The sequence below is a fragment of the Janthinobacterium lyxosi genome (assembly GCF_051380665.1).
Lineage (GTDB): Bacteria > Pseudomonadota > Gammaproteobacteria > Burkholderiales > Burkholderiaceae_D > Janthinobacterium.
Map to the genome: position 1 here is coordinate 24,622 of NZ_JBNYXM010000008.1, position 15,154 is coordinate 39,775.

Here is a 15,154-nt window from a genome sequence, read left to right on the forward strand (position 1 = left end):
TGGCGGTGCCTGGTGGGTATTTGCTTACACGCCAGGCACCGTATTCTTCCCTTCCACCAATTTATATCCCTTGCCATCGAAGCCGTAGCGCGCGCGGCCGTTCAAGGGCGTGGCGATGCGTGGCGGGTCTTCATCCGGCTTGACCTTGACGCCGGGTTTGATCTTTTCGGACGCGCCCGTGAAGTCGATCAGCAAGTCGTCGTGGGCGCCGCCGTTGCGCGCGGGGGCGAAGCGCCACTTGCCGTCGACCATCCAGCACTCGTCCATGTCTGGCGTGCAGGCGCCCATATTGTCCGAGTACAGGTCGATGCCGCCATCGAGCGCGGTTACCTTGCCATCGCCGATTTCAAACAGGGCCAGTTGCGTGATGGTGTAACCCTGGCCCGTATAGCCGTGGCGGATCGCCAGTCCCGGCTTGTTCGCACCCAGCATGATCCAATGGACTTCGCCCAGCTGCCCGGACGAACCCAGGGCTGCGATGTTTTCCAGTCGTTTCACGACTTGCCACTGGCCGTCTTCCGGCTGACCCTTGGGTGCCAGGAAAAAAACGTTCAACAGCCCCGACGAGGCGTGCGCCGATTCTGCCGTGCCTTCCGTGTTGGCCGTTTCCGCATTCGCCACCAGGATAGCGCGGCCATCGGGCAGCAGCCTGTGGCTGACGGCACTGACCACATAGCTGAGTTTGTCGACATGGTTGTCCGGATCGGGCAGGTCGGCCAACGCATCGTCGCTGTCGCCGCGGTAGTCCTTGCCAAAGACGGCACGCATCATGCCCGCCTCGCGCTTGCGCGCCTGCGGCGTGTTCATCTCTTCCGTCTTGGGCGCGGTGGCGGCCGGCGGCGGCACGTGCTCTGCCGATGCCGTATCGGCAGCGGCGGCGGGGACATCGGCTACCACGTCAGCTGCCAGGTCGGCGCTGGCGGGGGCGGTCTTGTCCGAGCAGGCGCCGAGCAGTGCGGATACCAGTAGCAGGACGAGCGGGGTGCGGTAATTCATAGGCAGGGCAGATTGCGTTCATGGAGAATGGCCGCAGTATGCCAGATAGATGGAAGCGAGGGAGCGCGGCCTGCCGGCCGGTCCTTCGCTTCCTTGCCCGCAGGGGGCGATTTTGCCATCAGGTGTGGCGCTTATTTTTCCAGCGCCACCTTGTCGTCGCGCCGCGCCGGCGCTTTCTGGCGGCGCAGTTTCGCCATGCCGCGCTTGAGCAGGTGTTCGAGGTCGTCGATGTAGGTGAACACGGCCGGCACCACCAGCAGGCTCAATAAAGTCGAGGTGATCAGGCCGCCGATGACGGTGATGGCCATCGGCGAACGGAAGCTGGGGTCGGCGCCCCAGCCCAGCGCCAGCGGCATCATGCCGGCGCCCATGGCAATCGTCGTCATCAGGATGGGGCGGCTGCGCTTGTGGCAGGCGTCGACCAGCGCATCGAAGCGGTTCATGCCGGCCTGGCGCGCCAGAATCGCATAGTCGACCAGCAGGATCGAGTTCTTGGTGACGATTCCCATCAGCATGATCAGGCCGATCATCGACGGCATCGACAGGGCGCTGCCCGTGATCAGGAGCGCCACGAAGGCGCCGCCGATCGACAGCGGCAGCGCCGCCAGGATGGTCACCGGCTGCATGAAGTCCTTGAACAGCAGCACCAACACGCAGTAGATGCACAGCACGCCGATCAGCATGGCCAGGCCGAAGCTGGCGAACAGCGAGGCCATCTCCTGCGCGTCGCCCAGTTCGGCGATCTTCACGGACGGCGGCAAATTCTTCATCGATGGCAGCGCGCGCGCTTCCTCGTTCAGTTCGCCGAGCGTGCGCGAACCGAGTTCCACGTCGAGCGTGACGTTGCGGCTGCGGTTCAAACGGTCGATCTGCGCCGGGCCGCTTTCCATCGTCACGCTGGCCACATTCGCCAGGCGCACGGGGCCATTCTTGCCGGGCACGCTCAGGCGCTCGATGGCGGCCAGGTCGGCGCGCACGCTGTTGGGCAGCTTGACGCGGATCGGCACCTGCCGCTCGGGCAGGTTCATCTTCGTCAGGTCCGTGTCGTAGTCGCCAGCCGTGGCTACGCGCACCGTCTCGCCGATGGCTGCTGCCGTCACGCCCAGGTCGGCCGCCTTGGCGAAATCAGGACGCACGATGATTTCCGGGCGCACCAGCGAAGCGCTGGAATTGACGTTGCCGATGCCTTTCAGGCCGCGCAGTTCACGCTCGACCTTTTGCGCCGCCGCCATCAGCGCCACCGGGTCTTCCGAGCGCAGCACCAGTTGCATCTTGACGCCAGTGTCGGGCGGTCCCACCGTGAAGCGGGCGCCGGGTATCGTATCGAGCTTGTGGCGCAGCTGCGTTTCCAGGTCCGCCATCGATTCCTTGCGCTCCGTGCGGTGCACGGTGGTCAGGGTCAGCACGGCGCGGCGCGCCTCGGCCGCTGCGCCGGGGGCGAAGGCGTCGCCGCTGGAGCCACCGCCAATCGAACTGAAGACGCCCTGGATGCCCGGCGTGCGCATGGCAGCATCGCGCGCCAGCGCCGCCACGGCCTGTGTTTCGCCCAGGGTGGAGCCGGGCGGCAGTTCCAGGTTGATCTGTGTCTGCGCGCGGTCGGCGGCCGGCACGAAGCCCGTCGGCAGCAGCGGCACGAGGGCGATGGCGCCGACAAAGAACAGGGCTGCGGCGATGGCCGTGATGCCACGGTGGTTCAGGCACCAGCGCATGACCGTCAGGTAGCGCGTCATCAGCCAGCCATCCTGCTCTTCCTTGTGCGGCAGGGGTTTCAGGAGGTAGGCGGCCATCATCGGCGTGAGCAGGCGCGCTACCACCAGGGAAGCCAGCACGGCCAGCACGGCCGTCCAGCCGAACTGCTTGAAGAACAGACCGGGAATGCCGCTCATGAAGGCCGTCGGCAGGAATACGGCCACCAGTGCGAAGGTGGTGGCGATCACCGCCATGCCGATTTCGTCGGCCGCTTCCATGGCCGCTTCCATGGGCGACTTGCCCATGCGCAGATGGCGCTCGATGTTTTCGATTTCCACGATGGCATCGTCGACCAGCACGCCGACGACCAGCGCCAGCGACAGCAGGGTGACGGTATTGAGCGTGTAGCCGAACCAGTAGATGCCGAGAAAAGCCGGCATCACGGACAGGGGCAGGGCGGCCGCGGCCACCAGGGTGGCGCGCCAGTCGCGCAGGAACCACCACACCACCAGTACGGCCAGCAGCGCGCCTTCGTACAGCAGCTCCATCGAGCCCACGAAGTTTTCCTCGACGGGGAAGGCATTGTCGATCGACTGCTGCAGCACCACGCTGGGGTTTTCCTTCTGTAGGTCGGCGATGGCGTCGCGCGCGCCCTTGGCGACTGCCACTTCGCTGGCGCCCTTGGTGCGGAACACTTCAAAGGCGACCACGGTCTTGCCATCCTGTTCGGCCAGCGCGCGCGGTTCGGCGACCGTGTCGCGCACGGTGGCCACCTGGTCCAGGCGCACATGGCGTCCATCCGGCAGCGGCACTTCCACGCGCGACAGTTCATCGGCCGTTTTGACGGTGGCGATGGTGCGCACCGACTGCTCGGCGCCGCTGATGTCGCCCCTGCCACCGGGCGCTTCGCGCTGCACCAGGCGCAGCTGGCGCGAGACGTCGAGCGCCGATACCTTCAACGCCGCCATGCGCGCTTCGTCGAGTTCCACCTGGATCTCGCGGTAGACGCCGCCGACGCGGGTAACGGCGCCCACGCCAGGCACCGTCAAAAGGCGCTTGGCCACCGTATTGTCGACGAACCAGGACAGGTCGGGAGCATCGAGCGGGTTGTCCACGCCCCCTTTCGCCGTGGCGATAAAGGTCAGTACCACGCGCCCGGCGGTGGAAGCCTTGGTGACGGTGGGGTCGCGCAGCTCGGCCGGCATGTCCGCCTTGACCCGCGCGACGGCGTCGCGCACGTCGTTGACGGCTTCGGCGATCTGCTTTTCCAGGATGAATTCGACGGTCACCGTGACGACGCCATCGAGCACCTTGGTGTAGATGTTTTTCACGCCTTGCAGGGTGGCGACGGAGTCTTCGATCTTGCGCGCCACTTCCGTTTCCAGCTGGGCCGGCGCGGCGCCGGGCAGCACCGCGCTGACGGTGACGATGGGCAGTTCGATGTCGGGGAAATCCTGCACCGGATTGGCCTTGTAGGCCAGCAGACCGGCCAGGGTCAAGAGCGCAAACAGCATGATGGCCGGGATCGGGTTCTTGATCGAGAGGGAGGAAAAATTCATGATTTTCCTTACTTTTTCGCCGCGGCCGGCCTGGCAGCTGCTGCGACCGGGGTTTGTACATTGCGTACCAGGTCGCCGTCGTTGAGGAAGCCTGCGCCGCTGACGACAATCGTCGTGTCGGCCGTGATGCCGCCTAAAATCTCGATGCGGTCGCTCAGGCGCCGTCCGGCCTGCACCTTGATCTGGCTGACCCGCTGGTCGGCATTCAGGCGGAAGACATAGCTGAAGCCATCGCGCACGGCAATGGCCTGCTGCGGCACCGTCAGCGCGCCCGACGTGCCCAGTTCAAATTCGCCGCTGGCGTACATGCCGGCCTTGAATGGCGCATTGTTGCCGCTGCTGGCCGGCAAGTCCACATACACGAGGGCGGACCGGGTTTGCGGGTCGACCGTGGGAGCGATCATGCGCACCTTGCCCGTCAAAATGCTGCCGTTGGCCGCCTTGACTTGCGCCAGGGTGCCCGGTTTCAGATTCAGCAGCTCGGTGGCCGTCACTTCGGCGCGCCATTCGAGGCGGCCTTGGCGGATCATGCGGAACAGTTCCGTGCCGGCGCCCACGACGGAGCCGACGGTGGCCGAGCGCGAGGAGATGATGCCGCTGTCGGGCGCCACCACCTGTGTGTATTTCAGGCGCAGCTGCTGCGACGCCAGTTGCGCCTTGGCGGACGCGATGCGCGCGTTGGCTGTCTGTTCGGCCGTCAGATACTGGCTGATCTGCTGTGCGCTGATGGCGCCCGTGCTTTGCAGCGAGCGGGCGCGCTGGGCATTGGCAGCTGCTTCCGCCGCATTCGCTTCGGCCTCCAGCATCGCCGCTTTCGCCTGCGCCACGTCGGCGTTCACCGTGTCGTTCGAGAACACGGCCAGCACCTGGCCGGCGCGCACCACGTCGCCCACGTTGACGCGCACGTCCGTCAGGCGCAAGCCGTTCGATTCGCTGCCGATGACGGCTTCCTGCCAGGCGGCCACGTTGCCGTTGGCCTTCAGCTTGATGGGCAGGCTGGCCGTTTGCGGCTTGGCCGTGGTGACGGTGAGCGCAGGCTTTTGTGCCGCGCTTTTATCCTTGGCATCGTCGGCCGCCGTGGAGGAAGGGGAGTACAGGGAAACGCCGGCGCCCAGCACCACACAGAGGGCGGCCAGCGCCAGTGCCATCGGTTTCAAGGTCATTTTTTTCATGTTGTCGTATCCGTCAAGGTGTGTTGTTGGCGATGGCGCTGCTGCTGTTCCAGCCGCCGCCGGCGGCGCGGTACAGCGCCACCCAGGCGACGCTGCGTTCGCGCTCGAGGTTGACCATCGTGTTTTCGGCGGCCAGGCGCGTGCGGCGCGCGTCTTCCAGTTCGATCAGGCTGGCCAGGCCATTCTTGTAGCGGTCTTCGGTGGCGACAAACGAGACGCGGTAGCCTTCCAGCGCCGTTCTGGCGTGGGCGCTGCGCGCGTCCGTGCTGGCCAGGTTGACCAGCGCTTCTTCCACTTCGCGCACGGCCTGGCGCACGCCGGCGCGGTATTTCACCACCGCTTCGTCGTAGCGCGCCGTGGCCGCATCGACCTGGGCGCGGCGCGTGCCGCCGTCGAAGATGGGCAGGCTGACGGCCAGCGGGCCGATGCTCCAGGTGCTGGCCGTGATGCTGTCGCCGCCGCTGCGGATATTGCCCTTGCCGATGGAGCCGGCCAGGCTCAGACGCGGGTAGCGCTGCGCCTGCGCGCCGCGCACTTCGAAGCTGGCCGCCGCCACTTCGCGTTCGGCGCTGTAGATGTCGGGACGCTGGCCCAGGGTTTGTGCCGGCAGTTCCACAATCGCCACGGGCGAGGGCGCAACAAAGGGGCTGGCCGCCAGCTTCTGGCGCAGCGACGCTTCCGGCATGGCCGACAGGGCCACCAGCGCCTTGATATTGACGTCGCAGGCGGCGCGCTGTTCGATGGCGCGGCTGGCGCCTTCGGCGGCGCTGGCACGGGCCAGGGCCGCATTGGCGGGCGGCTGGAAGCCGGCACCGGCGCTCAGTTCCGTCAGGCGTGCCGAGTCGCGGCGCGAGACGGCGTCCTGTTCGGACACGGCCTGCAATTGCTGGCAGGTGCGCAAGGCGTAGTACTGGTTCGCCACCTCGGCGGCGACCGAGACGCGGGCATCATGCCAGCCTGCGCGGGCGCTGTCGTAGCGCTCCTGCGCCGCATCGCGCGTGGCGCGCTTGGCCCCAAACACATCGATTTCCCACGACGCCTGCAGCGCTGCCTGCGAGGTGGTGCCGCTGGGCTGGGCCGATTGCTGGCTGGTGCGCACCACGCTGCCTGTCGCATCGAGCGTGGGCGCCAGCGCGGCGCCGCTGGCGATGCTGTCCACGCGCGCCTGCACGATGCGCGTGCCGGCGGCGGCGATGGTAGGGCTGACCTGCTGCGCGTCGGTGATCAATTCCACCAGCAGGCTGTCGCTCTGGCCTTGCCACCAACTGGCCAGGTCCGTCAGCTTGCCGTTATGCGGCAACGGCGCCTGCCACTGCGCGGGTGCGCTGGCGGCCACTGCTGCGGGCGGCCCTTGCAGGGCGCAACCGCCCAGCGCCAGCATGATGCTGGCGGCCACGGCGCGTTGAACGGTGCATCGAATAGTCGTCATGCTGGTCCTCGTGCTTGTCATTGAGCGGTAGGGGTAGAGGGGGGGATGGCCAGGCGTCGGCGCTCCACATCGGCCATGGCCAGCGCGTAGTCGGTCATGCGCGCCAGCCAGGTGTCGATGGCGTGCGGCGATTCCAGCAGTTGCGGACGCAAGGTTTGCAGCACTTCGGCGCCCACCATGTGTTGCAGCGCCAGCGAAGCGATGGAAAACGCCAGGCGGTGCATGTCATCGCTGTTGTCGGGCGCGCCCAGGTGGCGCGCCAGTACGCGCGTCAGCGCCTCGTGTTCGGGACGGATGTTCTGGTCGATCTCGCGTGCCCACAGGCCCGTCGGTTCGAGCATTTCGCGGCACCACAGGCGCATGCAGTCGCGTGCGATCTCGCCTTGCTGCATGGGGGCGAGCAATTGCGCATAAAAGCCTTCCAGGCTTTGGCGCAAGGTGAAATGCGGTTGCTCGTACAGGGCGATATTGTCTTGCGGGTTCGACGACTGCTGCGCAAAGGCGGCACGGTACAAGCCCGCCTTGTCGCCAAAATAGTAGCTGATGGCGGCCGCGTTGGTGCCGGCCGCCTGCGCCAGTTCTCGCGTGGAAGTCTTGGCGTAGCCCTGCTCGGCAAACAGGCGGATGGCGCTATGCAGCAGCCGCTCGCGCGATTGCTCGCCGTCGGAACGGGGCTTGCGCCCGTCGTCGGCATGGGAAGTGGGGATGGTGTTTTTTTCAATCATGCCGGAGATTTAATCATATATCTCAAACGATTGATATAACTAAATCGATTGATTTAGTTAAGGGAAGATGAAGATAATGTAAAACGCGGGCAAAAAAAAGCCCGCGGTTGTATTCGCGGGCGTAATCCAATGTTCGGAGAACGAATTGGAGGAGACAGTTCTACTATAGCGCTGAAAATGGTGCAGTGCAATACAGTAGAACTACTATGTTGGTCTCTTCTAGTTGGCAAAAAATCAGCATTTCATGTTGCGGCGCACAGAAGCTCAGGCCCTGCTGCGCAGGGCCAGCGTAAACGTGCTGCCCGAGCCGTAGTCGCTGTTGAAGAATAGGGCGCCACCGATGGCGTTGGCCAGGTTCTGGCACAGGTACAGGCCCAGTCCAGCGCCTTCCACGTGGCGCGTGGAGGTGGAATCGAGTTGCGAGAAGGCCTGGAACAGCTTGGCCTGGTCTTCTTCCTTGATGCCGGCGCCGCTGTCGGCGATGCTCATTTCCGTCACCAGAACGCCGTCTTCCTCGCGCTGGGACAGGCTGATGCGCACCGTGCCCTGTTCCGTGAACTTGATGGCGTTGTTGAGCAGGTTGATGAGGATTTGCGTCAGCGCGCGGCGATCCGTGTCGATGATGGCGGGCGGGCGGCCCGCTTCTCCCAGGGCCATTTCCAACGCCAGGCCTTTTTGCTGGGCCAGGGGGCGCAAGGTGTCGGCCACTTCGGCCATCAGCGCCTGGCAGTGCACGGGCTCGATCGACAGGGTCAGTTTGCCTGCCTCGATCTTGGCCACGTCGAGGATGTCGTTGATCAGCGAGAGCAGATGGCGCGCGCTGGCGCGGATGGTGTTGAGTTGCTTGTCCTGATCCGACGTCAGGGGGCCGGGCAGTTTCATCAGCAGCGCGCCCGTGAAGCCGATGATGGCGTTCAGCGGCGTGCGCAGTTCATGCGACATATTCGCGATGAAGGCGGACTTCATGCGGCTCGCCTCGGCCAGTTCCAGGTTTTTCAGGGCGATTTCGCGGTTGATGGTTTCCAGTTCGGCCGCATGGTGCGCCAGGCGCATGTTCAACTCGATTACCTGGCGCTCGCGCGCCTGCAGTTCGCCGTTGACCTGTACCGCCTGTTCATACGTGGAAATGAGCAAATCGAGGATTTGCTGGCGCTCCGCATTGATGAAGTGCTTCTGGTCGCCCAGGTACAGGGCGATGCCGATTTCCACGTTCTGGTTCTTGCGCAGCTTCTGGTTCATCAGCATGTGGCTGATGCGGTTGAGCAGGTAGTCTTCCGCGTAGGGCTTGCGGATGAAATTGTCGGCACCGCACTCGATGCCGCGGATGATATCCTTCGGGTCGTTGAGCGAGGTGACGAGGATCACGGGGATGTCGCGCAGGGTCGGATCGGACTTGATGGCGCGGCACAGGTCGTAGCCATTCATTTCAGGCATGACGATATCGGACAGCACCAGGTGCGGCTTGCGCTCGCGGATGGCGGCCAGGGCCAGCTGGCCATTCGCCGCCACGCGCGCATTGTAGTGCAGCGACTGGATCAGGCGGCGCAAGCGCTCCGCCTGGGTCGGGCTGTCCTCGACGATCAGGATCTCGATTTCGTCAGGCTTGATTTGGTTGTTGGAGTCCACAGACCTCTCCTAGAATTTCAGTGTGGTGATGCTGGGCGCGGTGAGCACGCAATATCGACATCCTGTGACTATATCGGATTTAAGTCTGCAAAAGTAACTTACAAGTAACTATTTTGGCCACAGGGAATGCTGTGGCCAACGCTTAATTCTCGCCCTGGAACTGGCCCGCGCGATAGGTCAGCACGAGCGTATCGCGGTGGCCATGTTCGCCGATGGGCTGGATCGGCGTCGATTCGTGGATCACGGCGGCATCGTCGAGCAGCAGCAGCGACCATGGCTCGGTCAGGGTAAAGCGCTTGCCGTTGGGGCCGTCTGCCTCGAAGATGCGCGTCTCGCCGCCCTTGACCTGTTCGCGTCGGATCAGCAGCACGGCGACGAAATCGACGCCGTCGCGGTGCGCGCCTTCCGGCGTGGGGCGGCCGATGCCATCGGTCGTATCGATGCGGAACTGGTGCGCCTCGATGAACCACGGCTGGCTGCCCTTGACCTGCGAGCAGGCGTCGCCCAGCGCGCGGATCAGCTGTTGCCAGGCTGGTTGTGCGACGATGGCCGGCTCGACTGGCTCGAACAGGCGGTGCATGCCGCCGTGCAGGGCGTTGTATTCCACCGGTTGCCAGTGCGGACGGTGCGCCGTCTGCGTCAGGCGCGCGCCATCCTGCACGAAGCATGAGTGGCGCCGGCGGCGATAGCGGCCGCCATCTTTCAGGTAATTGTCCAGCGCCAGCGCGTTCCAGCTGGGTTCGAGCGCGCGCAGCGCGGCCAGCGGGCAGCCGGCCAGCGCCGCCACGTCCTGCGGGCGCAGGACGGCATAGCCGTCATCGCGCAAGGCGTCCTTGACGTGGGACGGGTCGGTAAAGATCGGTGCGGAAGTGCTCATGGCGGTGCGGGCCGCAACGCGGCCTGTCTCAGTTTATCCAGCCTGGCATTCTACGACTTCGCGGCGTTTCCTGTGCAGCGTCCGCCAGGAATTATGCTTGTTGAGTTAAAAATTCTTTACCAGGGTCAGACGCAGCGAGCGCGATTCCACCGGATGGAAGTGGATATCGTCGACCGGCTGCGCCTCGCCGGGCAGGCGCGAGGCATAGTAGTAATCGATGGCCGAGTCGCGCCGGTTGGCCAGGTTGTAGCCTTCCACCTCCACGCGCAAGGTCCTGTCGATCTGGTAGGCGATGCGCCCGTTCAAGCCCACGCTGGCCGACGAACGCACGCTGTTGTCTTCAATCAGGGGGCGTGGACCGAAGTAGCGCAGGCGCAAAGAACCCGACCACGGCCCTGGCGGCGTCACCGTCATGGCCAGCTGGGCCACGCCTTCGATGGCGCCGGGGATGAAGTCGCCCGCCGGGTCGCTGCCGCGCGAGCGTGCCCGCGCATACGCCAGGTCCACGTCCAGCGACAGCCAGCTGGCCGCCTTGTAGTAGCTGGAAAACTCGATGCCGTAGCGCCGGCTGGGGCGGCCCGCCTCGGTGGCGCCCGCGTCGCCGATGAACAGCAGCTCGGAATCGAAATCCAGGCGGTACAGCGACAGCGACGTTTGCAGGCCGGCGACGGTGGCGCTGCGCAAGCCCAGTTCCAGCCCCCGCGAGCGCACCAGGGGCGTGACCTTGTCGGCCGCTACACCCGTCTTCGGGTCGACCGTGATCGTCGTGCCGCGCGCGTCGTTGCTGTGAAAACCATTGCCGATGTTGATGTACGCTTCTGTGTCGCGCCACGGACCGGCGATCACGCTCAGGCTGGGGCTGAACAAATGGTCGCTGGCCTGGCCCGAATTGGCGGCGCGGTCGCTGCGCACGTCGAAGCGGTAGGCGTCCGCGCGCAGGCCGGCCACGGTGCGCAGCCAGCGCGACCAGCGCGTGCTGTTTTCGCCATACACGCCGATACTCGATTCGACGATATGGTCTTGCCGCGTGGTCGACACGATCTGGCGCTGGCGCGTGTTGTACAGGCCATTGTGGATATTGTCGTTTTGTAGCTGCAGGCCGATGGTGGTGTCGCTGCTGCCCCTGTCCGTGTGGCGGTGCCAGGTATGGCTGGCATCGAGGCCGGCCGTCACGCGCCGGTCGGGCTGGGCGAACTGGTCGCCGTTATCGGGGTCGTCCAGCGCATACGTAAAATTCGAGAACAGGGCCAGGCGGTTGGCGATCACATACGCGCTGACCTTGGACGATATATCGTCCCTGGTCTGGCGCCAGGCGCCCGACAGGCTGTAGCGCTGCGCCTTGCCGCCGTCGCTGGCATCGATGGCGTCGAAGCGACCCAGCGTGCCGTCCTGCACGGCCCGCAGCGGAATCTGGTCGGTGGCATTCCAGCTGGCGTCGTACGCCATGGCCGTGACGTTGAAGCCGTTGTTGGCATAGCCTACACTGTAGCGCAGTACGCCATTGAGCTTGCGGTAGCGGTCCGGCTGCGTGAACGGGCCATCGTTATGCTGCGCTTCGAGCGCGTACAGCAGGCTGCCGTCGCCCGCATCGAGTGTATCGGCCAGCAGGGCGCGGCGAAAGCCGTTTTGCCCGATGCCCACGCTGGCGATACCCTGCGTCAGGCGGTTCGCGTAGACGATGGAGGCCGCTCCCGCCGAGGAAAAATCGCCTTGCACCGCCGAATACGGCCCCTTTTTGTAATCGAGGCGCATGGCCAGTTCTGGGATCAGGAAGTTCAGGTCCGTCCAGCCCTGTCCGTGGCCATGGCTGCGCTGGTTCACGGGCATCTCGTCGACGGTGGTGCGCAAGTCCGTGCCGTGATCGAGGTTGAAGCCGCGCAGGTAGAACTGGTTGGCCTTGCCTTCGCCGCTATGCTGGCTGACGATCAGCCCCGGCACGGCTTCGAGCAATTCGCCGGGCCGGTAGCTGGTGCGCGCGTCGAGCTGCTTTTGCGTGACGCTGCCCGCGTTGGCCGAATCGGCCACGCCCAGTTGGTTCAGGCGCGAACCGTCGACCAGCACGCGCTGGAAGATGTCGTCGGCATGCGCGGCGGGTGAAAACAGGGCGGCGAGAAGGAGAGGAAGATAGCGTGGCGTCATGGGTGTATGGGTGTGGCGGGCTTACCGGATCGGCAGTTCCGTGTTCTGGCGGTCGAAAATCAGCGTCTGGATGGTGCCGCTGTCCTGCACGTTGAGGGTATTGCGCTGGCTGGGCAGGAAATCGATCAGCAGCTGGTTGTGGATGCGCGTGGCGGGGGCCAGGCGCGTGCGTTCGATCTCCTGGAAGATCACCACGTTGTCGGCATTGACCTTCATGCCGACCCAGTTCAGGCGCAGGCGCTTGCCGTCCGGTCCCACGAGATAAAACTGTTTTTCGACATAGCGGCGCAGCGCCGCTTCGCTGTCTTCCTGGCCCAGGTCGAACTGGCGCTGGTACAGGTTCGTCAGCAGCGCCTCGACATCGTGGCCCGTGTAGGTGTGCACTACTTCCGTGGCCCCGCTGGCCACGTTATAGCTGATGTCGGCGATGCCCATGTGGAAGTTATGGGCGCCGGCCGTCATGCTGGCGCAGGCCAGCAGGGCGGCGGCCTGCGCGCGCCAGCGCTTCACGCCTCGTCGCCCTTGGCCGAGCCGCCGTTCTTGCCTTTCAACGGCGTATGAAAATCGCGCATCAGGTTATCCTTGGGCGACTTCTCGCTCTTGAACAGTTCCAGGCGCGATGGCGTGACTTTTCTCGGCCAGCTATTGTTGCTGGTGTCGATGTCGGCCGTTTCCCAGTACGGGTCCTGCACCAGGCCCACCATCGGTTCATCCGTGATGACGACCTTGGTGATCTTCTTCGGCGAGTAGCGCCACACTTCGGCCGGCACGCGCTCGACGTACTTCTTGCCGCTTTTCAGTTCGATTTCGAGTATCAGGGGCATGACCATGCCGCCCACGTTCGACAGGTCGACCAGGTACAGGTGCTTGCCCTGTTTCAGCAAGTCCTTTTCCCACGGTTCCAGGCCGGCCAGCGCTTCGGCATAGCTGTTGCGGTCCTTGTTGGTCACCGTGAAATCGTCGTGCTGGTTGTAGAAATCCTTCAGTTCCGGATGCGCGTCGACGCGGCGCGGCATGCCTTTGTTGGCGCGGCTCGTGACGGATTCCGGTTGGGCGTCCTTTTGCGCCTTTTTCCAGGCTTTTTCCGTTGCCGGATCTTTTGAGCTCACGCCGTATTCGCTGATGCCGTCGATGCTGATGTCGACCGGGTCGGTCGTATAAAACCAGCCGCGCCAGAACCAGTCCAGGTCCGTGCCGGAGGCGTCTTCCATGGTGCGGAAAAAGTCGGCGGGCGTGGGGCGCTTGAACTTCCAGCGCTGCGCATATTCCTTGAACGCGTAGTCGAACAGTTCGCGCCCGAGGATGGTCTCGCGCAGGATATTCAGACCCGCCGCCGGCTTGGCGTAGGCGTTGTTACCGAACTGCAGCAGCGATTCGGAGTTCGTCATGATGGGCACCTGGTCGCGGCTACGCATATAGTCGACGATTTCGCGCGGCTCGCCGCGCGAGGCCGGGTAGTTTTCCTCCCACGCCTGCTGCGCCAGGTATTGCACGAAGGTGTTGAGGCCTTCGTCCATCCACGTCCACTGGCGCTCGTCCGAGTTGATGATCATCGGGTAGTAGTTGTGGCCCACCTCGTGGATGATCACGCCGATCAAGCCATACTTGGTGCGCTTGGAGTAGCTCAGCTCGCCCGTCTTCTTATCCTTGACGGGGCGCGGGCCGTTGAATGAGATCATCGGATATTCCATGCCGCCCACGGGGCCGTTGACGGAGATAGCTGTCGGGTACGGGTAGGCTATGCTGTACTTGTTGTACTGTTCAATCGTGTGCACGATGGCTTGCGTGCTGTACTTTTCCCACAGTGGATTGCCCTCTTTCGGATAGTAGGACATGGCCATCACATCGCTGCCGCCCTTCTTGTAGCCCTGCGCATCCCAGATGAACTTGCGGCTCGAGGCCCAGGCGAAGTCGCGCACGTTGGCCGCCTTGAAGTGCCACGTTTTTTGCGCGCGGCTGACGGACTTTTCGGCCGCCTCGGCTTCTTTTTGCGTGACGATGACGACGGGCTTGTCGCTGCCGCGGGCTTTTTCCAGGCGCTCGCGCTGCGCGGCGGACAGCACGTCCTGCGGATTTTGCAGCGCGCCCGTGGAGGCGACGATATGGTCGGCAGGGACGGTGAGCTGCACGTCGTAGTCGCCAAATTCCAGCGTGAATTCGCCCGAGCCGAGGAACTGCTTGTGCTGCCAGCCGGCCGCGTCGTAATAGGCCGCCATGCGGGGGAACCACTGCGCCACTTCGAACAGGGCGTTCTTGTCATCGAAGACTTCATAGCCGGCGCGCCCGCCCAGCACCTTCTGTTCGTTGATGCGGTAATCCCAGTCGATCTGGAAGACGAAATCCTGGCCCGGCTTCAGGGCTTGCGGCAGGTCGATGCGCATCATCGTGCGGTTCACTACGTATTTCAAAGGCTGGCCATCCGCGCCTGTCAAGCGGCGGATATGGAAGCCGCCCTGGAAGTCGCCGCGCGCCAGGATGCCGCGCAAGCCTTCGAATTTCATGGTGTCTTCGCCCGCCGTTTTGGCCCACGCCTGGCGCGAGGGCGCCGTGGCCATGCGGCGCGCGTCGGAATCGGGCTGGTAGATGTTCTGGTCCAGCTGCACCCACAGGTAGCCGAGGGTGTCGGGCGACTGGTTGTGGTAGGTGATACGGCCGCTGCCAGCGATCTCGCGTTTGGCTTCGTCCAGGGTGGCGCGGATGGTGTAGTCGGCGCGCTGCTGCCAATAGGCGTGGCCCGGCGCGCCGGACGCTGTGCGGTAGGTATTCGGGGTGGGCAGCACTTCTTCGAGCTGGCGGAACTTGTCGTCGAATGGTTCTGCGGCGAAGGCCGACACGGTAAAGCAGAGAGCCAACGAGGCTACGGAGCCGAAAGGTATGCGCATAGTCACCCTGATGTTGTTGTAAGGAAATAGTGGCAACTATTCTATACGCAGGGTGAGGCC

10 protein-coding genes are annotated in these 15,154 nt (G+C 64.5%); all 10 read right to left on the bottom strand.

Annotated features, from left to right (window positions below; translation table 11 throughout):
- Positions 1–24 precede the first annotated feature (24 nt).
- The 10 genes from ACQ4WP_RS09990 to ACQ4WP_RS10035 all read right to left on the bottom strand — a co-directional run bounded on the left by ACQ4WP_RS09990 (position 25) and on the right by ACQ4WP_RS10035 (position 15,094).
- The gene (locus ACQ4WP_RS09990) at positions 25–996 is read right to left on the bottom strand and encodes a hypothetical protein (RefSeq protein WP_436520149.1); all 972 of its coding nucleotides are present in this window, start codon (positions 994–996) and stop codon (positions 25–27) included.
- Between the two features lie 131 nt (positions 997–1,127).
- Entirely contained in the window at positions 1,128–4,244 is a 3,117-nt protein-coding gene (locus tag ACQ4WP_RS09995) for an efflux RND transporter permease subunit (protein WP_436520151.1), read from the bottom strand.
- Positions 4,245–4,252: 8 nt separating this feature from the next.
- Positions 4,253–5,416, bottom strand: a complete 1,164-nt coding sequence (locus tag ACQ4WP_RS10000) for an efflux RND transporter periplasmic adaptor subunit (protein ID WP_436520153.1) — start codon at positions 5,414–5,416, stop codon at positions 4,253–4,255.
- 13 nt (positions 5,417–5,429) lie between these two features.
- A complete protein-coding gene (locus ACQ4WP_RS10005) occupies positions 5,430–6,845 on the bottom strand; it encodes an efflux transporter outer membrane subunit (protein ID WP_436520155.1) in 1,416 nt (471 codons plus the stop codon).
- Between the two features lie 17 nt (positions 6,846–6,862).
- Positions 6,863–7,570 carry a CerR family C-terminal domain-containing protein gene (locus ACQ4WP_RS10010; RefSeq protein WP_436520157.1) on the bottom strand — a complete coding sequence of 236 codons (708 nt, stop codon included), beginning with the start codon at positions 7,568–7,570 and terminating at the stop codon, positions 6,863–6,865.
- A gap of 264 nt (positions 7,571–7,834) precedes the next feature.
- On the bottom strand, positions 7,835–9,196 hold the full coding sequence (locus tag ACQ4WP_RS10015; protein WP_436520159.1) for a hybrid sensor histidine kinase/response regulator: 1,362 nt from the start codon (positions 9,194–9,196) through the stop codon (positions 7,835–7,837).
- A gap of 142 nt (positions 9,197–9,338) precedes the next feature.
- The gene (locus ACQ4WP_RS10020) at positions 9,339–10,073 is read right to left on the bottom strand and encodes a 2OG-Fe dioxygenase family protein (RefSeq protein WP_436520161.1); all 735 of its coding nucleotides are present in this window, start codon (positions 10,071–10,073) and stop codon (positions 9,339–9,341) included.
- A 105-nt stretch (positions 10,074–10,178) separates the two neighbouring features.
- On the bottom strand, positions 10,179–12,212 hold the full coding sequence (locus tag ACQ4WP_RS10025; protein WP_436520163.1) for a TonB-dependent receptor: 2,034 nt from the start codon (positions 12,210–12,212) through the stop codon (positions 10,179–10,181).
- Between the two features lie 21 nt (positions 12,213–12,233).
- A complete protein-coding gene (locus tag ACQ4WP_RS10030) occupies positions 12,234–12,722 on the bottom strand; it encodes a DUF6702 family protein (protein ID WP_436520165.1) in 489 nt (162 codons plus the stop codon).
- Entirely contained in the window at positions 12,719–15,094 is a 2,376-nt protein-coding gene (locus tag ACQ4WP_RS10035; RefSeq protein ID WP_436520167.1) for a M1 family metallopeptidase, read from the bottom strand. Before ACQ4WP_RS10035 ends, ACQ4WP_RS10030 begins: the two co-directional genes overlap by 4 nt.
- Positions 15,095–15,154 lie beyond the last annotated feature (60 nt).